Origin of the sequence: uncultured Algibacter sp. (assembly GCF_947490405.1) — a bacterium.
GTDB lineage: Bacteria > Bacteroidota > Bacteroidia > Flavobacteriales > Flavobacteriaceae > Algibacter_B.
Window position 1 is genome coordinate 1 of record NZ_CANLGU010000005.1, and the last position, 23,482, is coordinate 23,482.

Annotated in this window: 23 protein-coding genes and 2 tRNA genes; 14 read left to right on the forward strand and 11 right to left on the reverse strand. The window is 32.3% G+C overall.

Going from position 1 to position 23,482, the window contains the following annotated elements:
• Positions 1-602: 602 nt before the first annotated feature.
• The 6 genes from thrS to Q0772_RS11480 all read left to right on the forward strand — a co-directional run bounded on the left by thrS (position 603) and on the right by Q0772_RS11480 (position 6,143).
• A complete protein-coding gene (gene thrS, locus Q0772_RS11455) occupies positions 603-2,537 on the forward strand; it encodes a threonine--tRNA ligase (RefSeq protein WP_298344661.1) in 1,935 nt (644 codons plus the stop codon).
• Between the two features lie 33 nt (positions 2,538-2,570).
• Positions 2,571-3,116, forward strand: coding sequence for a translation initiation factor IF-3 (infC, locus tag Q0772_RS11460; protein WP_298345465.1), 546 nt, complete (start codon positions 2,571-2,573; stop codon positions 3,114-3,116).
• Positions 3,117-3,167: 51 nt separating this feature from the next.
• Positions 3,168-3,365, forward strand: a complete 198-nt coding sequence (rpmI, locus tag Q0772_RS11465; protein WP_019388182.1) for a 50S ribosomal protein L35 — start codon at positions 3,168-3,170, stop codon at positions 3,363-3,365.
• A gap of 99 nt (positions 3,366-3,464) precedes the next feature.
• The gene (gene rplT / locus Q0772_RS11470) at positions 3,465-3,809 is read left to right on the forward strand and encodes a 50S ribosomal protein L20 (protein WP_298344685.1); all 345 of its coding nucleotides are present in this window, start codon (positions 3,465-3,467) and stop codon (positions 3,807-3,809) included.
• Between the two features lie 255 nt (positions 3,810-4,064).
• A complete protein-coding gene (locus Q0772_RS11475; protein WP_298344688.1) occupies positions 4,065-5,231 on the forward strand; it encodes a thioester domain-containing protein in 1,167 nt (388 codons plus the stop codon).
• 81 nt (positions 5,232-5,312) lie between these two features.
• Entirely contained in the window at positions 5,313-6,143 is an 831-nt protein-coding gene (locus Q0772_RS11480) for an HAD family hydrolase (RefSeq protein ID WP_298344691.1), read from the forward strand.
• Here the strand turns inward: Q0772_RS11480 and Q0772_RS11485 are convergent.
• From Q0772_RS11485 to tgt, 8 genes are all read right to left on the reverse strand, one after another.
• Entirely contained in the window at positions 6,117-6,539 is a 423-nt protein-coding gene (locus Q0772_RS11485; RefSeq protein WP_298344694.1) for a secondary thiamine-phosphate synthase enzyme YjbQ, read from the reverse strand. The genes Q0772_RS11480 and Q0772_RS11485 overlap by 27 nt on opposite strands.
• Positions 6,540-6,549: 10 nt before the next feature.
• The gene (locus tag Q0772_RS11490; RefSeq protein WP_298344697.1) at positions 6,550-6,828 is read right to left on the reverse strand and encodes an EF-hand domain-containing protein; all 279 of its coding nucleotides are present in this window, start codon (positions 6,826-6,828) and stop codon (positions 6,550-6,552) included.
• 84 nt (positions 6,829-6,912) lie between these two features.
• Positions 6,913-8,169 carry an asparagine synthetase B gene (locus Q0772_RS11495; protein WP_298344700.1) on the reverse strand — a complete coding sequence of 419 codons (1,257 nt, stop codon included), beginning with the start codon at positions 8,167-8,169 and terminating at the stop codon, positions 6,913-6,915.
• A 68-nt stretch (positions 8,170-8,237) separates the two neighbouring features.
• Positions 8,238-9,776, reverse strand: a complete 1,539-nt coding sequence (gene dnaB / locus Q0772_RS11500) for a replicative DNA helicase (protein ID WP_298344703.1) — start codon at positions 9,774-9,776, stop codon at positions 8,238-8,240.
• 167 nt (positions 9,777-9,943) lie between these two features.
• On the reverse strand, positions 9,944-10,897 hold the full coding sequence (locus Q0772_RS11505) for an acetyl-CoA carboxylase carboxyltransferase subunit alpha (RefSeq protein WP_298344706.1): 954 nt from the start codon (positions 10,895-10,897) through the stop codon (positions 9,944-9,946).
• 69 nt (positions 10,898-10,966) lie between these two features.
• On the reverse strand, positions 10,967-11,863 hold the full coding sequence (locus tag Q0772_RS11510) for a DMT family transporter (RefSeq protein ID WP_298344709.1): 897 nt from the start codon (positions 11,861-11,863) through the stop codon (positions 10,967-10,969).
• A complete protein-coding gene (locus Q0772_RS11515; RefSeq protein ID WP_298344711.1) occupies positions 11,850-12,926 on the reverse strand; it encodes an LptF/LptG family permease in 1,077 nt (358 codons plus the stop codon). Before Q0772_RS11515 ends, Q0772_RS11510 begins: the two co-directional genes overlap by 14 nt.
• Positions 12,927-12,935: 9 nt before the next feature.
• Positions 12,936-14,066 (reverse strand): tRNA guanosine(34) transglycosylase Tgt, encoded by a 1,131-nt coding sequence (tgt, locus tag Q0772_RS11520; protein WP_298344714.1) that lies wholly within the window; start codon positions 14,064-14,066, stop codon positions 12,936-12,938.
• Positions 14,067-14,192: 126 nt separating this feature from the next.
• Here tgt and Q0772_RS11525 point away from each other — a divergent pair, with 126 nt between their 5' ends.
• A complete protein-coding gene (locus Q0772_RS11525; protein ID WP_298344717.1) occupies positions 14,193-14,831 on the forward strand; it encodes an outer membrane beta-barrel protein in 639 nt (212 codons plus the stop codon).
• Between the two features lie 59 nt (positions 14,832-14,890).
• Here Q0772_RS11525 and Q0772_RS11530 read toward each other — a convergent pair whose 3' ends face one another.
• The gene (locus tag Q0772_RS11530) at positions 14,891-15,856 is read right to left on the reverse strand and encodes a hypothetical protein (protein ID WP_298344720.1); all 966 of its coding nucleotides are present in this window, start codon (positions 15,854-15,856) and stop codon (positions 14,891-14,893) included.
• Positions 15,857-15,939: 83 nt separating this feature from the next.
• Between Q0772_RS11530 and Q0772_RS11535 the strand changes: the two genes are divergently transcribed.
• Together Q0772_RS11535 and Q0772_RS11540 are read left to right on the forward strand one after the other, a co-directional pair.
• Entirely contained in the window at positions 15,940-16,311 is a 372-nt protein-coding gene (locus Q0772_RS11535) for a S4 domain-containing protein (RefSeq protein WP_298344722.1), read from the forward strand.
• A gap of 29 nt (positions 16,312-16,340) precedes the next feature.
• Positions 16,341-16,844: a phosphoribosyltransferase domain-containing protein gene (locus Q0772_RS11540; protein ID WP_298344725.1), complete on the forward strand. Its 504-nt coding sequence runs from the start codon at positions 16,341-16,343 to the stop codon at positions 16,842-16,844.
• Here the strand turns inward: Q0772_RS11540 and Q0772_RS11545 are convergent.
• A complete protein-coding gene (locus Q0772_RS11545) occupies positions 16,836-17,357 on the reverse strand; it encodes a shikimate kinase (RefSeq protein WP_298344728.1) in 522 nt (173 codons plus the stop codon). The genes Q0772_RS11540 and Q0772_RS11545 overlap by 9 nt on opposite strands.
• Before the next feature lie 143 nt (positions 17,358-17,500).
• Between Q0772_RS11545 and Q0772_RS11550 the strand changes: the two genes are divergently transcribed.
• Both Q0772_RS11550 and Q0772_RS11555 read left to right on the forward strand, forming a co-directional pair.
• Positions 17,501-17,573, forward strand: a tRNA-Lys gene (locus Q0772_RS11550).
• A gap of 55 nt (positions 17,574-17,628) precedes the next feature.
• A tRNA-Leu gene (locus tag Q0772_RS11555) sits at positions 17,629-17,713 on the forward strand.
• 25 nt (positions 17,714-17,738) lie between these two features.
• On the opposite strand, the gene Q0772_RS11560 is transcribed toward Q0772_RS11555, so the two are convergent.
• On the reverse strand, positions 17,739-19,991 hold the full coding sequence (locus Q0772_RS11560; protein WP_298344730.1) for a tetratricopeptide repeat protein: 2,253 nt from the start codon (positions 19,989-19,991) through the stop codon (positions 17,739-17,741).
• 237 nt (positions 19,992-20,228) lie between these two features.
• On the opposite strand from Q0772_RS11560, the gene Q0772_RS11565 reads away from it, so the two are divergent.
• Genes Q0772_RS11565 through Q0772_RS11575 form a run of 3 tightly spaced genes read left to right on the forward strand, consistent with a single transcriptional unit; the run spans position 20,229 to position 23,480 of the window.
• On the forward strand, positions 20,229-21,128 hold the full coding sequence (locus Q0772_RS11565) for a MerR family transcriptional regulator (protein ID WP_298344733.1): 900 nt from the start codon (positions 20,229-20,231) through the stop codon (positions 21,126-21,128).
• A 44-nt stretch (positions 21,129-21,172) separates the two neighbouring features.
• Complete coding sequence (gene crtI / locus Q0772_RS11570; protein WP_298344737.1) at positions 21,173-22,657, forward strand: phytoene desaturase family protein; 1,485 nt, start codon at positions 21,173-21,175, stop codon at positions 22,655-22,657.
• On the forward strand, positions 22,641-23,480 hold the full coding sequence (locus tag Q0772_RS11575) for a phytoene/squalene synthase family protein (RefSeq protein ID WP_298344740.1): 840 nt from the start codon (positions 22,641-22,643) through the stop codon (positions 23,478-23,480). The genes crtI and Q0772_RS11575 overlap by 17 nt, the downstream gene beginning before the upstream one ends.
• The last annotated feature ends 2 nt before the right edge of the window (positions 23,481-23,482 follow it).

Consider the following 23,482-nt stretch of genomic DNA (forward strand, 5'->3'; position numbering starts at 1 on the left):
AAGCTTTTTTTTATTCTTTTTTTAACTGACTTTTAAATGCCTTGTTTTCTGCTATTTATACACCAGAATTTTTTTGATATATGACCAAAAAAACGCTCATTCATTTTGCCTTGGTGCAAAACGAACCAAAAAATAAAAGCGATTTATAGGAAATTGCTAAAGCACCTTTCGCTGATGGCTTCATATTTATAATCCTTAATTCTATTTATATCTTCAATCCTAGATCTTGGTCTTTAACTTACTGTAGTGCTCATTATTTCGAAAATCGCTGGTTCCCACCCTGTCGGAATTTCAAGTGCTATCATGATTTTTGGAATATTTGGATATGGAACTGTTTTTATAAAGTTTAATATCTAAAAAGCTATTGTGGGGGTTATTCTTTTGCGGATAGCACTTATGAATGAGGCTGCAATGGCTTTGGCAGATTAGCTTGCGTTAGGGATAGTAGTGGATAGCCCACAGCCCGACCTTAGGAGGAGCGAGGACTTGGAACGAATAGCCTGACCCCTTGTGGGTAACGCCCGAAAATAAATTATACTTATATATATATTGTGTGGGTTTGTTTATACTATTATCTTTGCAGGCGAATTTCAATTTTATTTATGATACATATTACTTTACCTGATGGTAGTGTGAAGACGTTTAATGAGGGCGTTACACCAATGGATGTTGCGAAAAGCATAAGTGAAGGGTTTGCTAGGAATGTGATTTCGGCGAATTTTAATGGTACAACTGTGGAAACTGCAACCCCCTTAACCACTGATGGTTCGTTGGTTTTATTCACGTGGCGTGATGATGCTGGTAAGACTGCTTTTTGGCACTCTTCGGCTCACGTGCTGGCTCAGGCTATTGAGGAATTGTATGATGGTGCGAAGCTTACTATTGGTCCTGCGATTGAGAATGGTTTTTATTATGATGTAGATTTTGGTGACCATAGTGTTTCTGAAAAGGATTTTAAGGCGATTGAAACGAAGATGTTGGAGATTGCACGAGGGAAGCATGATTTTAATTTGAGGGCGGTTTCTAAGGCGGATGCTTTATCCTTATATAAGGACAATGAGTTTAAAACGGAATTGATTGAGAATTTAGAGGATGGCACGATTACGTTTTGTGACCACTCTACGTTTACGGATTTGTGTCGTGGTGGCCACATCCCTAATACAGGTATTATAAAAGCTGTAAAAATATTGAGTGTTGCTGGTGCTTATTGGCGTGGTGATGAGAACAAACCCCAGCTGACCCGTGTTTATGGGATTTCGTTCCCGAAACAAAAGGAGCTTACTGAGTATTTACACATGCTTGAGGAGGCAAAAAAGCGTGACCACCGCAAACTTGGTAAGGAATTGGAACTTTTTACGTTTTCACAAAAAGTTGGACAGGGTTTACCTTTGTGGTTACCTAAAGGTGCTGCTTTACGTGAGCGTTTAGAGAATTTCTTGAAGGCTGCACAGAAAAAAGCGGGTTATGAGATGGTGGTAACACCACATATTGGACAAAAGGAACTTTATGAAACTTCTGGACATTATGCTAAGTATGGTGCTGATAGTTTTCAGCCTATTACTACGCCTAAAGAGGATGAAGAGTTTTTGTTGAAGCCAATGAATTGTCCGCACCACTGTGAGATATACAATAGTAGTCAATGGAGTTATAAAGACTTACCGAAGCGTTATGCTGAATTTGGTACGGTTTATAGATATGAACAGAGTGGTGAATTGCATGGTTTGACTCGTGTACGTGGTTTTACTCAAGATGATGCGCACTTATTTTGTATGCCTGAACAATTGGATAAAGAGTTTAAGGATGTTATTGATTTGGTGCTTTATGTATTTGGATCGTTAGGGTTTGAAAACTTTACGGCTCAGGTTTCTGTAAGGGATCCTGAAAACCCAGACAAATACATAGGTGATGTTGCTAACTGGGAAAAAGCTGAACAAGCGATTATCAACGCAGCTACAGATAAAGGTTTAGATTTTGTGATTGAAGAGGGTGAAGCTGCTTTTTATGGGCCTAAGTTAGACTTTATGGTAAAGGATGCTTTAGGAAGACGCTGGCAGCTTGGAACTATTCAAGTAGATTATAACTTACCTGAACGTTTTGATTTGACATATAAAGGTAGTGATAATGAGTCTCACAGACCTATTATGATACACCGTGCACCTTTTGGTAGTATGGAGCGTTTTGTAGCATTGTTGTTAGAACATACTGGTGGTAATTTCCCGCTTTGGTTGATGCCAACTCAAGCTATAATATTATCAATTAGCGAGAAATATGAAAAATACTCTGAAAAAGTTTTAAATTTGCTAGAAAATGACGAAATTCGCGCCCTTGTAGACCACAGAAATGAGACTATAGGGAAGAAAATTCGGGAAGCCGAAATGCAAAAACACCCATATATGATTATTATTGGTGAGCAAGAGGAACAAGAAGGCAAAATAACTGTGCGCCAGCATGGTGGGGCAGATTTGGGTATGATTAGTGTAGATGCTTTCTCTGAAATAATAAAAGAAGATATTAAAAAAACGTTGAAATCGTTTTAACAATAAATAAGTTTAATTTAAAACCATAACGCCATAGCAATTAGAAGAAGACAGCAACCCAGAAGGGTTAAACAGGAGGATAAACATAAGATTAACTCTAAAATTACAGCACAAAAACTACGTTTAGTAGGAGATAATGTTGAAATTGGTATTTACACCAAAGGTGATGCTATGCGAATAGCAAATGAACAGGAGCTGGATTTAGTTGAAATTTCTCCAAATGCTGACCCACCTGTTTGTAAGGTTATGGATTATAAAAAGTTTCTTTATGAACAAAAGAAACGAGATAAAGCTTTAAAGTCCAAAGCCACTAAAGTTGTTATTAAAGAAATTCGTTTTGGTCCAAACACTGATGACCACGATTACGAGTTTAAAAAGAAACATGCTGAGAAGTTCTTAAAAGAAGGTGCAAAACTTAAAGCGTTTGTATTTTTTAAAGGACGTTCTATCATATTTAAAGAAAAGGGGCATATATTATTATTACGTCTTGCCCAAGATTTAGAAGAGTTTGGTAAGGTTGAACAAATGCCAAGACTTGAAGGAAAAAGAATGACAATGTTTATTGCTCCAAAAAAGTAATAACATAAATAAAGATAATTAAGCGCAATAATTAAAAACTAGGAGAAGAAAATGCCTAAAATGAAAACAAAATCTAGTGCCAAAAAACGTTTTAAGTTAACAGGTACTGGTAAGATTAAAAGAAAGCACGCTTTTAAGAGTCACATCTTAACAAAGAAGTCTAAAAAGCGTAAGCTTGCGTTAACCCATGACACATTAGTGCATAAGGCTGACGAAGATAATATTAAAACGATGTTACGTTTAAAGTAACACTGTTTTAATTGGTTAAAACAAATTTATAAACCCTGGAGTTAGGCTCAATTAAAGTGTTAGTTTACTAACCGCCTACTACAAAAAACAATTAAAATTATGCCAAGATCAGTAAATTCTGTAGCAAAAAGAGCCCGAAGAAAAAAGGTTCTTAAACAAGCAAAAGGTTACTTTGGAAGACGTAAAAACGTTTGGACAGTAGCAAAAAATGCGGTTGATAGAGCGATGCAATATTCGTACAGAGACCGTAGAAATAAAAAGAGAACATTCCGCGCTTTATGGATAACGCGTATTAACGCAGGAGCCAGAGAACATGGATTGTCTTACTCTCAATTTATGGGAAAATTAAAAGCTAATGATATTGAGTTAAACCGTAAGGTTTTAGCAGATTTAGCTATGAACAACCCTGAAGCTTTTAAAGCTGTAGTTGATAAAGTAAAATAAGGCGCTTAGCCTATTGTAAAACATATTATTCGCTTAATAAAAATCCGATTCGAAAGAGTCGGATTTTTTAATTTGGCAACTAAACTAAAAAGCATAGACTAATTACATAAATTATAGTTAATCAACAACTTAACTTAAGTTAATCGAATTTTTAAGTCATCTGGCTTTATTATTCATTTTAGTCTAAAACTATTATTACCTTTATTTTTAATAGCATTTCTCTCTAGTTTAACCAATTTTTAAAAACAAGCTATTATGAAAAACAAATTTATTAATTACTTTGCTAAAGCACTTCTTATTACTGCCTTTTTAGGAGTATTAAGTTGTGAAACAGAAACTTTATTTGAAGAAGAACAAGCCCTAGAATTAGATGCAACACTTTCATCTGAAGCTCGAAAAGGAAAAGGCAAGAAAACCAAAGGTACATCCTTTGATTTTTCTGAAGATTGTAAAATTACAGATAAAACAAATCTCTACGCTGGTCAGAACATATTGGTTGGTGATGTAACTGTTAATACTGATGGCGTTAACTATGTAATAACATATAATATTACCGATAGTGGTTATTGCTTGTCTGAAACTCATTTATCTGTAGTATCTAATCCAGAGAATTTTCCAATGAGTGGCGGTGGAAATCCAAAAAACGGTCATTTTGAATATAAAAATTCTCATGATTGTGTAGATTCATACTCTTATGTAGTACCAATGTCAAAAGGAAACTACATAGCAGCTCATGGCGTTGTAAATTGTGTTGCCCAATCAGATTCAGATGATATACTTAACAATTTACCATCTTTAGTAAATTTGTGTATTACAGCTAGAGGTGCAGACGCACTTGACAGCTACTTTGATATCACAATAAATAATACAATATTAAGTGGTGATTATGACGCTTGGTGCATTGATGTTGATCTTGATCCTGGCACTTGTTATGATGCCGATGTTTATTCGTCAATCAATGATGAGTTACCAGCTGGAGCTTTTGAAAATCCACAGAATTTTGACAAAGTAAATTGGATTATGAACCAAGATTTTATTGGTAAAACAAGTCAATCAGGTAAAACTTTTACTTATGGACATGTACAATGGGCAATTTGGGAACTTATTGATGATAATAACTGTGCTTTGTGTAAATACCTTACAGATCCTACTGGGGAGTGGTTTTTAAATAGGTCAGAAAATGAAGCTTTAGGAATGGAGATAGTTCAAGCTTCTTTAGATAATGGAGAAGGTTTTATTCCTAGTTGTGATGAATTAGTTTCTGTTATTTTGATTCCAAATGACAATACTCAACCAATTTTCATTTCTATTCCTGTAACGTGTGGTGAACCACAAGAATGTGAAGAAACTGTTTGGGGTGACGGATGTGATTTCCCTGGCAATAATTGGGCAACTTATTTTAGTGTAAGTTCTGGTCATTAATATTATAAAAAACTTATTTTAAAAGTCCGATTCGAAAGAGTCGGATTTTTTATTATTACAAAGTCTATTTAAAATACTTTTATGAATTTATCCCATATTAAATTGATTGCTACCGATATGGATGGCACCTTATTAAACAAAAATCATGAGGTTAGTAAATTATTTTTTAAATTATTTGAACAACTTAAAAAACATAATGTTTTGTTTGTAGCTGCAAGTGGACGACCGCTTTACGGTATAGTTGAAAAATTAAACTCTATAAAAAACGATATTTTTATTGTTGCAGAAAACGGAGGGCTTATTATGCAAGGTGATAAATTAATATTATCTACACCTTTTAAAAAAAACGATTTATTTGATATAGAATCTTTAATCAAACTAAATAGAGATATTTTCCCTGTTTACTGCACAAAAACAAAAGCTTATTCATACAGAATATCTGAATCTAGTTCCCCTGTTGAATCTCTAACTGAGTACTATCCCAATATTGAGTTTATTGAACACCTTAGTGATATTAAGGAAGAAATAATAAAAATTGCTTTATATAATGCTGAGGATTCAGAAAAATATATATACCCCTATTTTAAACATTTAGAGACAGAATATAAAGTTATAGTATCCGGAAAACAATGGTTAGACATCTCTAACAACTCAGCAAACAAAGGAAACGCTATACAGTTACTCCAGAAAAAATTCAATATATCACCTGATGAAACCTTGGTGTTTGGAGATTATAATAATGATATAGATATGTTAAAACAAGCAACTTATAGTTTTGCTATGGAAAATGCGCATCCAGATGTTATAGAAATTGCAAATTTTAAGACCAAGAGTAATAACAATTTAGGAGTAGAATTGATTTTAGAAAAACTGGTTGCTGCCAAACTAAGAACCAAAAGCAGTAATAACTAATTTTCTAGCCCCTCCATAATCTCTATGCTCACATAAATAAATTCCTTGCCAAATCCCTAAATTCAAATTTCCTTTTGTAATGGGTATTTGAACAGAAGCTCCTAATAATGATGCTTTGATATGCGCCGGCATATCGTCAGTTCCCTCATAAGTGTGTTGATAATAAGGTGCGTTTTCAGGAACCATTTTATTGAAGTGACTTTCAAAATCGGTACGCACTGTAAAATCTGCATTCTCATTAATCGTTAAACTTGCAGATGTATGTTTTATAAAGACTTGTAACTGTCCTATTTGAATTTCTTTTAATTCAGGGATTGCACTTAAAACCTCATTTGTGATTAAATGAAACCCTCTCGTATAGGGTTCTAATTTAATTTCTTTTTGAAAATATTTCATAAAGATTTAACTACAGAACGTCTGTTGCCATTTCTTTTAATGCTACTTTAAATTCTTTCCAATCTATCTTGCCATCGCCATCTTTATCGTATCCTTCAATTAGTTTTGAACCTACTAAGCCTCGGATAAACCCATTAATTTCAGCTTCTTTCAAAAGTTTAACCACTTCTTTTTTGGAAAGTTTACCATCACCATTTTTATCAAAAAAATTGAATGCTACTTGAGGGGATTCAAAATGCTTTGTAAGTATGATTTGAATTTTCTTGATTATTGTTTTTTTAGAAGCCATAATATAGATGTTTAAAGGTTTAGAGAGTTAAAAAATCATGGAGCATCACTAAATACTGCTCAAGGATACTTAATTAATCTAACATCAAGTTTTTTGTTTCTTTTTACGTGCTGCAGGAAATAAAACATTATTCAATATTAATCTATAACCTGGTGAGGTTGGATGTAAATCTAACTCAGTTTTGGCATCCCCTACTCTATGTTGATAATCTTCTGGGTCATGTCCTCCGTAAAAAGTAAAAAAGCCTTTACCTTTTATTCCATGAATATATTTGGCTTCTCCATTTATTTTGGTCTCACCCAATACCAAAACATTTGATTTAATTTCGTCTCGAGTAAATGACGTAGTTTGTCCCATAAAACCTTTTACTAAAGCCGTATGGTTTTGACAAAGCATTGTAGGTATTGGGTCCCATTTTGCTGAAAACTCCATTAAAGAAAAATAATCTGATGTTTTTGGAATCATCCGTTTTCTGGTCATATCTATTGAAGAAAATTCATAAATTTTTGGGCTTCTTTCTAAAATATAATCTTTAAACGCGAAGGTTTTTGCGTAATCAATTTTATTTTGATATCCAGGAGAGCTTCCATCTCCATCAAACATGGGTTCGCAAATATCGACTCCTTCAGCTGATAATGCAATATCAAAACTATCTGTGGCACTACACATAGCAAACATAAAACCACCGCCAATTACATAATCTCTAATTTTTAAAGCTACTGCCAATTTCTCTTCAGAAACTTTATTGTAACCTAACTCAGTTGCTAGCTTTTCAGCTTCTTTTTTCTCTTGAATATACCATGAAGCTGCCCTATATTGAGCATAAAATTTACCGTATTGTCCTGTAAAATCTTCATGATGTAAGTGTAACCAATCAAAAACTAGTAAACCATCATTTAAAACTTCTTCATCATAAACTGTTTCATAAGGAATTTCAGCATATTGTAAAACCATAGTCACCGCATCATCCCATGGTTGTTTACCATTGGGTGTATAAACAGCAATTTTAGGTGCTTTTTCTAACACTACTGCTTCCATATTTTGACTTGGACTTGCTATATCTTCTAGAATACTCTCAGCTTTGGCATTAGAAATAACTTCAAAAGATACACCTCTAATTTGACATTCTCTTTTAATTTCCTCTGTATCTGGCAATAAAAAAGAACCTCCTTTATAATTTAATAACCATTTTACCTTTAACTCTTTTTTGAGTGTCCAGTAAGTCATTCCGTAAGCTTTTAGATGATTTTTTTGGCTTTCAACATCCATAGGAATTAGGATATAAGAAGCAAACAAAGGCGTGTAAAATAACAGAAGTGTTATAAGTAGGGCTTTCTTCATAGGTTGAAAGATACTCAAAAAATATACCTGAAAGAAAATTTTATAAAAATATTAGGCTTATAACGGACTTAGAATGGTACTTCATCATCCTCATCATTGAATGAACTACCAAAAGCTTGGTCTGGACTTGCCTTAAAATTATCTGTTTTAAAAGTATCATCATTGGCAGCAGCATTCATTTTAGAATGAAACTCAAATGGTGAATCAAAATCGTCAAGGTTATCGAACTTACCTAAATGACCGATGAATTTTAAGCGTATATTTTCCAATCCTCCATTACGGTGCTTAGCAACAATAAATTCTGCTTGACCTTCTGTTGGCGAGCGTTCTTCATCATCCCATTCGTCTATTTTATAATATTCTGGTCTGTAGATGAAACTCACGATATCTGCATCTTGCTCAATAGCACCAGATTCACGTAAATCAGATAATAACGGGCGTTTACTTCCTCCTCTAGTTTCAACAGCACGCGATAATTGCGATAATGCAATAACAGGAACATTCAGCTCTTTTGCTAATGCCTTTAAGTTTCTAGAAATCATTGAAATTTCTTGCTCACGATTACCACCATGACTACTACCACCAGTCATTAATTGCAAATAATCAATCATTATAAGTTTAATACCGTGTTGTGAGGATAAACGACGTGCTTTTGCTCTTAAATCGAATATTGAAAGTGATGGTGTATCATCAATAAACAAAGGTGCTTTTTCTAAACCTTTAACTTTCACATTAAGTTGTTCCCACTCATGTTTTTCAAGTTTACCCGTTCTTAATTTTTCAGATGACAAGCCTGTTTCACTAGAAATTAAACGAGTTATTAATTGTACTGAAGCCATCTCTAAAGAGAAAAACGCTACCGGCATATTTTGATCTACAGCAATATTTCTAGCCATAGATAATGTTAAAGCTGTTTTACCCATACCTGGACGAGCAGCAACAATAATTAAATCTGAAGGTTGCCAACCAGATGTTAATTTATCTAGCTTATTAAAGCCTGTTGGAATACCACTTAAACCTTCTTTATTAGATATTTCTTCAATTTTCTTTTTGGCTTGAATTACTAAGTCTTGAGCGGTTTCACTTGATTTTTTAATATTCCCTTGTGTAACCTCATACAATTTAGCTTCTGCCTTATCAAGTAAATCAAAAACATCTTTAGTTTCATCATAAGAATCTTCAATAATTTCACTAGAAATTTTAATTAAGCTTCTCTGAATAAATTTCTGCAAAATAATGCGCGCATGAAACTCGATATGTGCAGACGATGATACCTTTTGTGTAAGAGAAATTAAGTAAAAGTCACCACCAGAGAGTTCGAGTTTTGAATTTTTCTTTAGCTGAGATGAAACAGTTAATAAGTCAACTGGCTCGCTATTTTCAAACAACTGAAAAATAGCTTCAAAAATATGTTGATGTGCTTCTTTGTAAAAAGCTTCAGAACTCAAAATATCAATTACTTCATCAACCCCTTTTTTATCAATCATCATTGCTCCAAGCACAACCTCCTCTAAATCAATGGCTTGCGGTGGTATCTTCCCTTTTTCCAGATTGATAATTGTACTTTTATCAACTTTATAGCCTTGTACTTGGTTAGGTTGTTTCATAACTACAAAAGTAATTAAAAAGAGGGTTTATTATAGATTTAGTTTAAGTTCTATATTAACTAGTCGTTAACAATTGAACTGTTAATAAGTTTAAAATATTGTCAATAAGCATAAAAAAGCTGAAGTAATACACTTCAGCTTTTTTATAAGTTGTTGTTTTAAAAGACTTAACCTTTAAAAACACCCATATCAGCATATTTTTCCATGCGCTGAGACACTAAATCTTTTGGTGATAAGTTTTTAAGTTGCTCATAATTCTTCAAAATGGCATCACTCACAGATTTAAATGTTTTTTCTCTATCTCTATGCGCCCCACCAAGAGGTTCTTTTATAATAGCATCAACTAATTTGAGCTTTTTCATATCATTTGCAGTAAGTTTTAATGCTTCTGCAGCTTGCTCTTTATATTCCCAACTGCGCCATAGGATTGAAGAACAAGACTCTGGAGAGATAACGGAATACCATGTGTTTTCTAACATTAACACTCTATCTCCAACACCAATACCTAGTGCACCACCAGATGCTCCTTCCCCAATTACAATAGTAATTACTGGTACTTTTAAGCGTGTCATCTCTAAAATATTTCTTGCTATAGCCTCTCCTTGTCCACGTTCTTCAGCTTCTAAACCTGGATAAGCCCCTGGTGTGTCAAGAAGTGTAACAACAGGAATCCCAAACTTCTCCGCAGATTTCATTAAACGCAATGCTTTTCTGTACCCTTCAGGATTTGCCATTCCAAAGTTTCTGTACTGTCTAGTCTTAGTATTATATCCTTTTTGTTGACCAATGAACATAAAACTTTGGTCTCCGATTTTACCTAAACCACCAATCATGGCTTTATCATCTTTGAAATTTCTATCTCCGTGCAGCTCTAAAAAAGAATCTCCACAGATAGCTTTTATATGATCTAAGGTATATGGTCTGTCTGGGTGACGCGACAATTGAACACGCTGCCAAGGTGTTATATTTTTATATATGTCTTTTTGAGTAGCAGCTAACTTTTCTTCAATTTGTTTGCAGGTTTCCGTTACATCAACATCACTTTCATCACCAATAACTTTACACTTTTGTAATTGTTCTTCTAGTTCTTTTATTGGGAGTTCAAATTCTAAATATTCCATAAGAATTTTTATTTTGGCTATTAGCTTTAGTTAGTGAACAAATATAAAAACTTTAATTTTGATAGAGAACTATGTATCTCTTCTTTTTAATTTTCTACTATTCTTAATAATAGCATTTAAAAAGACTACACTAATAATTATAATTGCTCCGTAATAGAATGATTCACTCATTTTTTCCTTATCTGGAAATAATATTATCGCCATAATTATACCATAAATAGGTTCTAAATTATAAGTTAAAACAACAGTATATGGACTTATAGTTTTCATAATATAAACAGAGGCAATAAATGCATATGCAGTACAAACAGACGCTAGTAAGAACAAGTATCCAAAATCGTAAATGCTTATGTCAAAAAAATCTATTGAAAATCCCTCTCCAAAAAACATCATATAAACTGATATGAAAAGTATACCACTCAAAAATTCGTAAAAAGAAATAACTGTTGCTGTGTGCTTTTTTAAAAAACTACCATTAAGCACTGCGAATAAAGACGATAAAAAGGCTGATGAAATCCCTAAAATTATTCCTATAAGATATTTTATTTCACTTTGCGTTATAATAAAAACTCCAGCTATTACGATAACTCCAAAAATTATTTCGTACCATATTATAGAACGTTTATAAATTATTGGCTCAATAAAGGATGCAAAAAAAGCTCCAGTTGAAAACATTGCTAAGGCTATTGATATGTTAGCTTCCTTTATAGATGCAAAAAATGTTATCCAATGCAATGCAATAATAATTCCAGCAACAGAAAATCTAAGAAATGATTTTAGATTTATCTTGAGTCTAATCTTAGCTATTTTAATGTAAAAGAAAATTAAAACTAACGCTATTACCATTCTGTACCAAACCAAAGGAATGGCGTTTATGGTAATAAGTTCTCCCAAGATGGCAGTAAATCCAGCAATAAAAACTAAAAAATGTAAATGAAGATAGTCTTTAAAATCAGCGTTTGGCATTATATAGCATATATCCTGCTAAAATACCAAAAATGATATTAGGAAACCAGACAGCTATTATGGGATTAAAATCGGATTGTTCAGCCATTACTCCAAAAATTTTATCAAAAAAAACAAATATCATCGCAATACAAATACCTATTGCTAAATTGACACCCATTCCACCACGTCTCTTTTTTGAAGATACTGCTACAGCAATAATAGTTAAGATGAATACAGATACAGGTAAACTCCACTTTCTATATAAAACCAGTTTAAAACGACCTACATTTGATGATCCTCTTGCCTCCTCTTTAGCAATAAACTCTTTAAGTTCGCCATACATTTTTACTTCTGCTGCAAAAATCTCAGGAAGTAAATCATCAACATTAAAATCAAAAAGTGTATCTTTTCTTCTGATAATTTCTAGTTCATCTTCATGCTCCCCAATATCTCTTTTAACATAATTTGTAAGCCTGTAAGTAGTATCTTTAGGGATATATCTAATATTGTTTGCTGTTATTTTATAAACAAGCTTATTATCTTCAAAATGTTCTAAAGTAAAATTATTTCCAACATTATTTTTTACATCAAAACTACTAACGTAAATAATTTCATTATCGTTTATTTGTCTAAAAACATTGGTGTTTTCAACAGTACTTTTATTCTTTTTAAAGTATTTATAAGTGAAATCGTTAAATCCTTCACTAGCTTTAGGTGCTAGAAAAAGACCAAGAATGATAGCCAATATAGCCACAATTCCAGCCCCTATTAAATAAGGTCTTAGAAAACGTGTGAATGAAACTCCAGAACTTAAAAAGGCAATAACCTCTGTATTATTTGCCAATTTAGATGTGAACCAAATTACAGATAGGAATAAAAATAAAGGAAATAATAGGTGAGCAAAATAAATTGTAAAGTCTAAAAAATAGATTAAAACCTCATTTAGTGGTACTTCATTTTCAAGAATTTTACCAATCTTTTCAGCAAGATGAACCGTTATACCAATAGGAATAAACAAAAGTAACATCATGAAAAATGTAAACAAATAACGTTTTAATATGTACCAATCTAAAATCTTCATTAATAACGTTTACAAGCGATTATTCATTTGTTTTACCATTTTATCTTTCCAAACTTTAAAGTCTCCTGCTAATATATGTTTTCTTGCCTCTCGAACCAACCACAAATAAAATCCTAAGTTATGAATAGTTGCAATCTGCTTTCCTAATAATTCATTAACCGTAAATAAATGCCTTAAATAAGCTTTACTATATTCTGTATCAACATAAGTAATACCCATGTCATCAATAGGTGAAAAATCATCAGCCCATTTTAAGTTCTTAATATTTATAGTACCAAAAGCTGTAAATAGCATTCCATTTCTTGCATTTCTAGTTGGCATTACGCAATCAAACATATCTACACCTAACGCAATATTTTCTAAAATATTGATTGGAGTACCAACTCCCATTAAATATCTAGGTTTATCCTCTGGTAAAATTGAACAAACCACATCTGTCATAGCATACATTTCCTCTGCTGGTTCGCCAACTGATAATCCTCCAATAGCATTCCCTACAGCTCCAGCATTAGCAATATATTCAGCAGATTGTTTTCGTAAATCTTTATAAGTACTTCCTTGAACTATAGGAAAGAAAGCTTGGTTATAATTGTATTTTAGTGGTGTTTTATCAAGGTGTTTAATACATCTATCCAACCAACGATGCGTCATGTGCATTGAGCGTTTTGCATAGTTGTAATCGCATGGGTATGGAGTACACTCATCAAATGCCATAATAATATCAGCTCCTATAGTACGCTGAATTTCCATCACATTTTCTGGAGTAAATGTATGATAACTTCCATCAATATGGGATTTGAATTTCACCCCTTCTTCTTTTATTTTTCTATTTGCGGATAATGAATAAACTTGATAACCTCCAGAATCAGTTAATATGTTTCTATCCCAATTCATAAATTTATGAAGACCACCTGCTTTTTCTAGAATAGGAGTTTGCGGGCGTAAGTACAAATGATACGTGTTACCAAGAATTATATCTGGATTAATATCATTCTTCAATTCTCGTTGATGAACACCTTTTACGGTAGCTACAGTGCCTACTGGCATAAAAATAGGGGTTTCTATAACGCCATGATCAGTAGTTATTTTTCCTGCTCTGGCTTTACTTTGAGCATCTTTAGAAAGTAATTCAAACTTCATTCGTTTTTCAATATAAAGTGACAAAGATAAATAACTGAAAAATGAAAATGATTGTAATAAAAAGAAAATAATTTACGTTTGGCAACGTTTTTGATAATGTTAATGAAATCTAAAAAAACGAACATTATGAAAAGTTTACAAAAATTTCGAAAAGCCACCAAAAACTTCAGAAATCAGAGTAAAAACGTCTTTTTCGCTTTATTACTTACTATCGCTATTCCTGCAGCAACTATAGCTCAAACAGCTCAAGGCTTAGGAATAAAAGCGGGATTAAATTATAATGCTAATGGCGATTATTTTGAATCTATTGACGATAATGCGCAAAACCCAGATAGGAATGTTGGGTATCATATTGGGTTATTCGGGAAAATTGGAAACAAAGTGTATTTTAGACCTGAAGTTGTTTACACTAGCACAAAGAGTGATTACAATGATGATAGCTTTGAAATGCAAAAACTAGATGCACCCCTTATGGTTGGTGTGAAAGTATTGGGACCTATTAGCGTGTTTGGTGGTCCATCACTACAGTATATATTAGATTCTGAATTTGATGGAATTGCTATTAATGATGTAAAAAACGACTTCTCGGTTGGACTGAATTTTGGAATTGGACTAAATTTCAAGAAACTAGGTGTCGATTTAAGATATGAACGCGGTTTTAGCGATAATGAAGCTACTTTCATAAACAATAATACAAGTGCACTTGAAAATAGATTAGATACACGCCCAGATCAGTTAATTTTGAGTTTATCATTGCTCTTATAAATATCATAAAAAAACCTCGCATCTGCGAGGTTTTTGTTTTAAATACTTCTTACAATATTCTAATTATCGCTTTTTGAATCTGTTTCTTCTGGGTCTAAATAGTTAGGAATTCCATTTGTTCCAATATCATTAGTTGGGTCTCCATCTTTATTTATATCTTCATTTATGGTAAGTATACCATCACCATCATCATCAGTATCTAAAAAATTTGGATTTGCATTCTCATCGGTATCAACTAAAATTAGTTTTTCTAGTGTATCAACGTTTGCATTTTCGTTATTCAATCCTAACTCTAAAAAAGAAGGCACTCCGTCGTTATCATGATCATTTACGGAATATTGTAATAATTCAAACTTAAAAATTAAAGACTCATAAGGTGCTATAACTCCTTGACCACTACTAAAATAAGCTAGTCCAGAAGGTAAAAACATAACCCCCATACCAGGATTATTATATTCTATTGTGCCATCAGCATTAGTATTAAAACCCTCAGCAACATTAAAATTTGGAAATACATTTAGCCATCCAGAAACACCACCTGACAAGCCTATATCTGTAGCTAAATCAAAAGCAATTGGTACTTCAAGGTTAGTATCAAATATTTCTCCATCTAACAAGAACCCCTCGTATAGCACACGAATATCATCTACAAATGAAGGCGAGTTTTCTCCACCTCCCTGTCTTAACTTTAAAATATAATACTCATAATCTGTATCAAAAAAAGTTGTTGATTTTGGGGCTCCAACCGCATTTATTAACAAAGAATCTGCATCTTCTGATATAACTTCATCTGTAATTTTAGTGATTTCTAAATCTGCTATTCTGGGAGTTAAACCTACGGAAAATTCACTTTTGTTGTAGTAATGGGATTTTAAATACTCATTAATAGAATCCATATCTGCTTGCTGTTGTACTGCCCTGTCTCGAATTTCAGGAGGAGTAATACCTAACCCATCATCTTCGTTACACGCTGAAAAAACAGTAATAAAAACTATTATAAAAAAACCAATTTTTCTTAAACTCATTATTGTTTATTTTTGAAGCTGCAAGATACAATTTTAATATATTCTTGCACAACAATATTAACGCCCTTTAACACATTAATTGTATGCGTATAGATAAATTTTTATGGTGCATTAGGTATTACAAAACAAGAACAATAGCTACAACAGCATGTAAAAAAGGTCAAGTTAAAGTCAATGAAGATATTGTAAAACCTAGTAGAGAAGTTTATCCACAAGATATTATAGAGCTCAGGAAAGACCAAATAAACTTTAAGTTGAAAGTTAATGATATTCCTAAAAGTAGAGTTGGTGCTAAATTGGTTGATATATTCAGAACCGATTTAACCCCAAAAGAACAGTTTGAAGCTAAAGAACTCTTAAAATACTCAAAAGATTATTATAGAAAAAAAGGTACTGGGAGGCCTACAAAAAAAGATAGACGAGATATTGATGATTTTACAAATGAAAATGAGTAATTTTATATTTTAATTTACAATGACCGATTATGACAGTTAAAAATAATGTAATCCTGAATCATAAAGAAATAAATCATAAAATAAGACGTATTGCATTTCAGATTTATGAAACTAATGTTGATGAAAAAGAAGTGATTTTAGCTGGGATTGACAAAAATGGTTATGTATTTGCTAAAAAATTAAAATCTATTCTTCAAAAAATATCAGATATAAACCCCATACTTTGTAAAGTTATTGTAGATAAAAAACAACCATGGGTAGACATTAAAACTTCTATTTCTCCAGAAGAATACAAAGATAAATCGATTGTGCTGGTTGATGATGTTTTAAATTCTGGAACTACATTGATATATGGCGTAAAGCATTTTTTGAATGTCCCTTTAAAACAATTTAAAACAGCTGTATTAGTAAATAGAAATCATAAAAAGTATCCTGTGAAAGCCGATTTTAAAGGCATTTCACTCTCTACTTCTTTACATGAACATGTTGAAGTAATTTTAGAAGGAAAAAATTACGAAGTTGTTTTAGAATAATTCTAGAACAATATCTTCTACTACATCATCCTTGGTAATACCATCAATTGATACTTTTATTTCAGCTTGATTATAAAACTGAACACGTTCAAATAAATGTTTACCTACAAACTCTGTCATTTCCTCAATAGTTTCTACATGAGCAATTAAAGGCCTTTTTGCTTTTTTTCTTAATAGTTTGTTAGCTAATGTAGATAGTGAGGCTTTTAAATATATGCTCTTCACTTGTTCTGAAGCAAGAATAAGCGCCATGTTTCCACTATAACAAGGTGTTCCTCCTCCAACAGACAAGACTGTATTATTCTCAGATTTTAATAATTGATTTAGATATAAAGCCTCTTGTTTCCTAAAATAAATTTCTCCTTTCTCTTTAAAAACATCTGAAACCGATAATTTTTCTTTTTCTTCAATATAATCATCCAAATCAAGAAAATTATAATCTAATTTTTTTGCTAATTTCTTTCCAATTGACGTCTTTCCAGATGCCATATATCCAATTAATACAATGATCATTTTCTTGCTATAAATTGATTATTAAAAACATACGTATTTGAACCACAAAAAAACGAAAATTTCTTCAAAAAAAGTATTGTTTTATTAATTAAACATTTTATATTTGCACCCGCTAACGGCTAATATGTTAGTATTGAAATTATGACCTGGTAGCTCAGTTGGTAGAGCATCTCCCTTTTAAGGAGAGGGTCCTGGGTTCGAGCCCCAGCCCGGTCACAAAAAAAGTTAAGCTTATTGCTTAACTTTTTTTATTTTAGCATACCTCAAAAATGCACACGTGGCGGAATTGGTAGACGCGCTGGCTTGAGGGGCCAGTATCCGTTTAGGATGTGGAAGTTCGAATCTTCTCGTGTGCACAATTAGTTTGATACTAACATCAAATTATTGCAACTGACTTAACTGATTATAAAAGTTTTTGTATTGTTGGTTATTTGGGTACAACGCCACCAATTGCGCTGCTATGTCAACCGCTTTATTTATATTGTCTTGCTTCTGATAAATGTAAGCTAAAACATAAAGTAAACTTTCATCATTTGGTGCTTTACCCAACCCTTTTGCCGCAGTTGCTTCTGCTTTGTTTAAATCGCCATTCTTATCGTATAGCAAACTTAAATTATAATAAAATCTTGTATTATTTGGCGTGTAACGTATTGCCTGCTCCATTTGCGAAATGGCGGCTTTTGTTTTATTTAATTCTGCTAATAATAACGCATAAGAGAAATAGGTTTGTGCAAACTCTGGCTCTTGCTTGATAATGAGTTGAAATGCAGTTTCTGCTTTGTTATATTGTTTGTTTCTATAATACAAATTAGCCAAATTCATGCGCATCATATTATTTAAGCTATCAATTGCAATCGCCTTTTCATACCATACAATTGCATTTTGGGTATCGCCCTTTTTGGCATAGTATAAAGCTTTTTTAGCTCTACCGCCAGCAAAATCAGAAGTAGACTCTAAATGCGTGTTAAATTCTTTTTCTACTTTTTTGTAAACCTCTATGTAAGCTTCCGGTATTTGCGACACATCTAAAGCTGCAATGGTCATAAAGGCTTTAACTCGCACGCTGCGTTTGGTGTCTTTTAGCAATGGTAAAATGTAAGATGATACATTTGCAGAATTCACTTCATTTAAAACATCTGTAGTAGCTCCACGTACTAAAGGCGATTCGTCATTTAAAAACGAAATCAGGGTATTTATAGCTGTTTCGTCAATATAATTACGCATTGCAGAAACAGCTGATGCTCTAGCAATTTCGGGATAAATAGTATCTTTTGAGAGTTCTAATAATGCCTCAAAACCATGCGGATCGCCAGTTAAGGCGGGTGCTAATAATTCAGAAAAATGTGTGGCTTTTGGTGCGCCATGTCGCTTTTTATAATGTTCCCAAGCCCAAGCATCGTCTTTATCTGTATGGCATTGTGTACAAGCGTTTGGGGTGCCGTAGGTAAGGCTTAAATCTGGTCTAGGTATTCTAAAACTATGATCTCTTCTATAATCATTACCCATATAAAATTCCCCTGTCATGTGGCAATTAATACATTGAGCACCATCAGTATCTGCCTCATGGAAATGATGTTTAGGTGTATCGTAAACCTTAGTGTCGTGACATTGCGTACAAAGCCTATTACCTTCAAACCGCAATTTTAAAGAATGTGGGTTATGGCAATTTGTGCAGGTTACGTTGTTTTGATACATTTTACTTTGAAGAAAAGAACCATGAACATAAACCTCATCTAGTATTTGACCATCAGGATGATAAATTGTATTTGTAATTAACTGTGGAAAATAATGATCTAAAAAAGTACCTTCAAAATTATAAAATTCAGAATATTGTTCTCTTCGGGAATGACACCTTGCACACTGGCCTACCAATGCTTTAGGAGCTGTACCTGCTGCCATTTTTAAATCGCCATTAAACTTGTAATTTTCTCCCATTCTATTTACAGCTGCAACGTGTGCTTTTCCGGGGCCATGGCATGCTTCACAGCTTACATTTATAAGTGCGTATTTCGTGTCATAACTATGGGTTGCTACATCATAGTTTTTTCTAACGTTTGTAGAATGACAATCGGCACACATAGTGTTCCAATTTAAACCGCCACGAGACCAATGCAACCACTCTGAATGTACCACTTTAAAATCTGGGTATAAATCAAACCACTTGTTTTTTTTGCTATCCCAAGCAGTTCGCAAACATTGGTAATGCCCATCAGGGAACTTTACAATGTATTGCTGTAGTGGCTCGACGCCAAAGGTGTACTCTATTTTATAATCATGATATTTCCCATCTCTACCTTCAGTATTAACATAAAATACACCATCTTTCTTATAAAATTTTGAAATAATACCTTGACTCTTAAAAGTGGTATTATCAAAATCTCCTAAAACTGTAACTGCATTTGCCACTTCCATTGCCTTGTCGTGATGAGAACCTTTCCAATCATTAAATTGTTCATTATGGCAAGATTTGCAAGTATCGTCTCCTAAAAAGTGTTTATCATTAATTAATGAGGTTGAAATAAAAACATTCTTATCTGCTTCTAAACTAACGGTATACTCTGAAACTTCTCCCTTACAAGATAAGGTGATAATAACATAAAGGAATATCAGGAAATAATTTATTAATGACTTCAAACTAAAGTTTATTTGGCAAGACCATAAAAATAAAAAAAACTTAATCCAAAAAAGCTAAGTTTGATCATATTTCAAATAATTAACAGAATAAAGAACTAATGGTCAGAATATTAAAAAATTCAAAGAAAAATTTCAACATAGATTCATTAATTTTTGAAAGAGAAAGTACTTTGTCTATAAAATTTATTGTTCATATAATAAAAAACCGTATTTTTGTTTAATAAAATTTAAATTTTAATGAACAATATTAAGGTGAATTTTAGTATAAAGGATTTAGAAAACCTTACTGGTATAAAGGCACATACCATCCGAATATGGGAAAAAAGATATAATCTTCTTCAACCCAATCGATCAGATACTAATATTAGAAACTATAGTTTAACAAGTTTTCAGAAACTTTTAAATATTTCTTATCTAAATAATAACGGGCTCAAAATTTCTAAAATTGCAAAATTAGATGAAGAGGAAATCCCAATTAAGGTAAGAGAAATAGCGTCAAGAGCAAAAGTTGAAGACCATGCCATTAACGCATTGAAAATGGCTATGATAAATTTTGATCAGGTTTTATTTTACAGTACCTATAACAATCTACTTGAAAATAAGACCTTTAGCGAAATTTTTTATTCAGTCTTTCTACCGTTATTAAACGAGATAGGTTTGTTATGGCAAACTAACACGATCACGCCTGCACACGAGCATTTCTTATCAGTACACATTAAACAAAAAATATTACTTAATACAGAAAGACTTCAACTTTTAGAACCTAAACCGGTGTCCAAAACATTTGTTTTGTTCTTACCTGATAATGAAATCCATGATATTGGCTTACTATTCATAAACTATAAATTAAGAAGTAAAGGATTCCATACTATCTTTTTAGGTGAAAGTGTTCCTATGGAAAGCTTAACTGACTTACTGGAATTTTTTAATGAAATAACCTTTATCTCATATTTTACGGTTTACCCTGAAACTAAAGACATACCTGACTACATTAAAGATTTTAGTGAGCTTTTACTCGAAAAAGATAATACCGAGTTGTTGTTATTAGGTAAAAAACTTAACGATTTGGAGCTAGAAGTTATTCCCGATAAAGTTTCTATCTTTAATTCCATAGAAAATTTAGTTAAAGATATATAAAGATTTTATTTTTGTTTAGCTTTTAACTATATTTGTTAAACAATATGAAATCAACTATAAACATAATAGGATCAGGGTTCTCTTCGTTAGCAGCTTCATGCTATCTAGCAAAATCTGGTTATAACGTTACAATCTTTGAAAAAAACAGTACTATTGGAGGTCGAGCTAGGCAACTAATAAAAGATGGATTTACCTTTGATATTGGTCCAACATGGTATTGGATGCCCGATGTATTTGAACGATTTTTCTCAGATTTTGACAAAAAACCTTCAGACTATTACACTTTAGAAAAATTAAATCCAGCCTACAGCGTTTATTTTGGAAAAGAAGACTTTATAACCATAGAAGATACTCTTGAAAAAATTACTAAGGCTTTTGAATTAGAAGAACCTGGAAGCTCTAAAAAACTAAACACATTTATTGAAAAGGCCAAAAACAACTACGATATTGCCATTAAAGATTTAGTTTACAATCCAGGGGTTTCACCACTAGAACTTATTACTCCTGCAACGATTAAAAAAATTAATCAGTTTTTTAGCACCATAAAAAAAGATGTTAGAAAAGAGTTTAAAAATGATAGGTTAGTTAAAATACTTGAGTTTCCTGTATTGTTTCTGGGCGCTAAACCGAGTGATACTCCTTCTTTTTATAGTTTTATGAATTATGCTGATTTTGGTTTAGGTACTTTTCATCCAAAAAAAGGAATGTATCAAGTAATTTTAGCTATGGAAAATTTAGCTAAAGAACTTGGAGTTACTGTAAAAGTTAACTCAAACATTGAAAAAATAATAGTCAAAAATGACAAAGCAGTAGGTCTTGTTTCAAACGGTGAAAGCTTTTATTCAGATATTGTAGTAAGTGGAGCAGACTATCATCATACAGAAACACTTTTAGATAAATCTTTAAGACAATATTCAGAAAAATACTGGGAAAAGAAAACATTTGCTCCTTCATCACTCCTATTTTATGTAGGATTTGATAAGAAATTAAAAAATGTAAATCACCATACTTTGTTTTTCGATGTAGATTTTGATGTGCATGCTGAGGCTATATATGATAACCCTAAATGGCCAGAAAACCCACTTTTTTATGCTAGTTTTCCAAGTATAACTGATGCCAATGCAGCACCTGAAGGAAAAGAAGCTGGAATATTTTTAATTCCTTTAGCACCAGGATTAGAAGATACTCCAAAACTCAGAGAAACTTATTTTAACAAAATAATTGAACGTTTTGAAAATTTAACATCTCAAAATGTAAAAAATGATGTTATATTTAAAGAGAGTTTCTGTATTAATGATTTTATTAAGGACTATAATTCTTATAAAGGAAACGCATACGGAATGGCTAACACCTTATTACAAACAGCGTTTTTAAGGCCAAAATTAAAAAGTAAAAAAGTAGAGAATTTATTCTTCACTGGTCAATTAACAGTTCCAGGACCTGGTGTACCACCATCATTAATATCTGGGAAATTAGTAGCAGAATTAGTAACAAAACATCATACAATTTTAGATGAAAGCATTATTTGATACCGTTTCATACAAGAGTAGTAAACTTGTAACAAAAACATATAGTACCTCATTTTCATTAGCTACTAAAATGCTATACAACACAATACGTGGTGATATTTATAATATTTATGGTTTTGTAAGATTCGCTGATGAGATTGTAGATTCTTTTCATGATTATGATAAAGAACAATTATTTAATAAGTTTTCAGAAGACTTAGAATTAGCTTTGAAAGACAAAATAAGTCTTAACCCAATTTTAAATTCTTTTCAATATACATTTCACAAATACAATATAGATAAACATCTTGTTGATGCCTTTATGAAAAGTATGCGATTGGATTTGCACAAAACTAAATATATGACTGAAGAAGAATACAAAGCATATATTTATGGATCTGCTGATGTTGTTGGGTTAATGTGCTTGAAAGTTTTTGTAAAAGGTGATAAAGCAAAATATGAAGAACTTAAGGATACAGCCATGACATTGGGTTCTGCTTTTCAAAAAGTAAATTTCCTAAGAGATTTAAAAGCAGATTTCGAAGGGTTAGACAGAACTTACTTCCCAAATGCAGATTTAAAAAATCTAAACGAATCATCAAAACAATACATTATTGATGATATTGAAGCAGATTTTGAAAAAGGCTTAAGCGGTATAAAAAAACTACCTATTGAAGCAAAGTTTGGTGTTTTTATGGCTTACAGATACTATAGCCAACTTCTTAAAAAACTAAAAAAAACACCAGCGCTAAAAATAAAAGATTCAAGGATTAGGGTTTCTAACCCAAAAAAAATTGAACTTTTGGCTCGTAGTTATGTAAAATATCAATTAAATTTATTGTAAAT

What these genes read in the sequence shown, in the direction of transcription:
- thrS (WP_298344661.1), top strand. Translation starts at nt 603, where the DNA reads ATGATACATATTACTTTACCTGATGGTAGTGTGAAGACGTTTAATGAG.
- rpmI (WP_019388182.1), top strand. Translation starts at nt 3,168, where the DNA reads ATGCCTAAAATGAAAACAAAATCTAGTGCCAAAAAACGTTTTAAGTTA.
- rplT (WP_298344685.1), top strand. Translation starts at nt 3,465, where the DNA reads ATGCCAAGATCAGTAAATTCTGTAGCAAAAAGAGCCCGAAGAAAAAAG.
- Q0772_RS11475 (WP_298344688.1), top strand. Translation starts at nt 4,065, where the DNA reads ATGAAAAACAAATTTATTAATTACTTTGCTAAAGCACTTCTTATTACT.
- Q0772_RS11480 (WP_298344691.1), top strand. Translation starts at nt 5,313, where the DNA reads ATGAATTTATCCCATATTAAATTGATTGCTACCGATATGGATGGCACC.
- Q0772_RS11485 (WP_298344694.1), bottom strand. Translation starts at nt 6,539, where the DNA reads ATGAAATATTTTCAAAAAGAAATTAAATTAGAACCCTATACGAGAGGG.
- Q0772_RS11490 (WP_298344697.1), bottom strand. Translation starts at nt 6,828, where the DNA reads ATGGCTTCTAAAAAAACAATAATCAAGAAAATTCAAATCATACTTACA.
- Q0772_RS11495 (WP_298344700.1), bottom strand. Translation starts at nt 8,169, where the DNA reads ATGAAGAAAGCCCTACTTATAACACTTCTGTTATTTTACACGCCTTTG.
- dnaB (WP_298344703.1), bottom strand. Translation starts at nt 9,776, where the DNA reads ATGAAACAACCTAACCAAGTACAAGGCTATAAAGTTGATAAAAGTACA.
- Q0772_RS11505 (WP_298344706.1), bottom strand. Translation starts at nt 10,897, where the DNA reads ATGGAATATTTAGAATTTGAACTCCCAATAAAAGAACTAGAAGAACAA.
- Q0772_RS11510 (WP_298344709.1), bottom strand. Translation starts at nt 11,863, where the DNA reads ATGCCAAACGCTGATTTTAAAGACTATCTTCATTTACATTTTTTAGTT.
- Q0772_RS11515 (WP_298344711.1), bottom strand. Translation starts at nt 12,926, where the DNA reads ATGAAGATTTTAGATTGGTACATATTAAAACGTTATTTGTTTACATTT.
- tgt (WP_298344714.1), bottom strand. Translation starts at nt 14,066, where the DNA reads ATGAAGTTTGAATTACTTTCTAAAGATGCTCAAAGTAAAGCCAGAGCA.
- Q0772_RS11525 (WP_298344717.1), top strand. Translation starts at nt 14,193, where the DNA reads ATGAAAAGTTTACAAAAATTTCGAAAAGCCACCAAAAACTTCAGAAAT.
- Q0772_RS11530 (WP_298344720.1), bottom strand. Translation starts at nt 15,856, where the DNA reads ATGAGTTTAAGAAAAATTGGTTTTTTTATAATAGTTTTTATTACTGTT.
- Q0772_RS11535 (WP_298344722.1), top strand. Translation starts at nt 15,940, where the DNA reads ATGCGTATAGATAAATTTTTATGGTGCATTAGGTATTACAAAACAAGA.
- Q0772_RS11540 (WP_298344725.1), top strand. Translation starts at nt 16,341, where the DNA reads ATGACAGTTAAAAATAATGTAATCCTGAATCATAAAGAAATAAATCAT.
- Q0772_RS11545 (WP_298344728.1), bottom strand. Translation starts at nt 17,357, where the DNA reads ATGATCATTGTATTAATTGGATATATGGCATCTGGAAAGACGTCAATT.
- Q0772_RS11565 (WP_298344733.1), top strand. Translation starts at nt 20,229, where the DNA reads ATGAACAATATTAAGGTGAATTTTAGTATAAAGGATTTAGAAAACCTT.
- crtI (WP_298344737.1), top strand. Translation starts at nt 21,173, where the DNA reads ATGAAATCAACTATAAACATAATAGGATCAGGGTTCTCTTCGTTAGCA.
- Q0772_RS11575 (WP_298344740.1), top strand. Translation starts at nt 22,641, where the DNA reads ATGAAAGCATTATTTGATACCGTTTCATACAAGAGTAGTAAACTTGTA.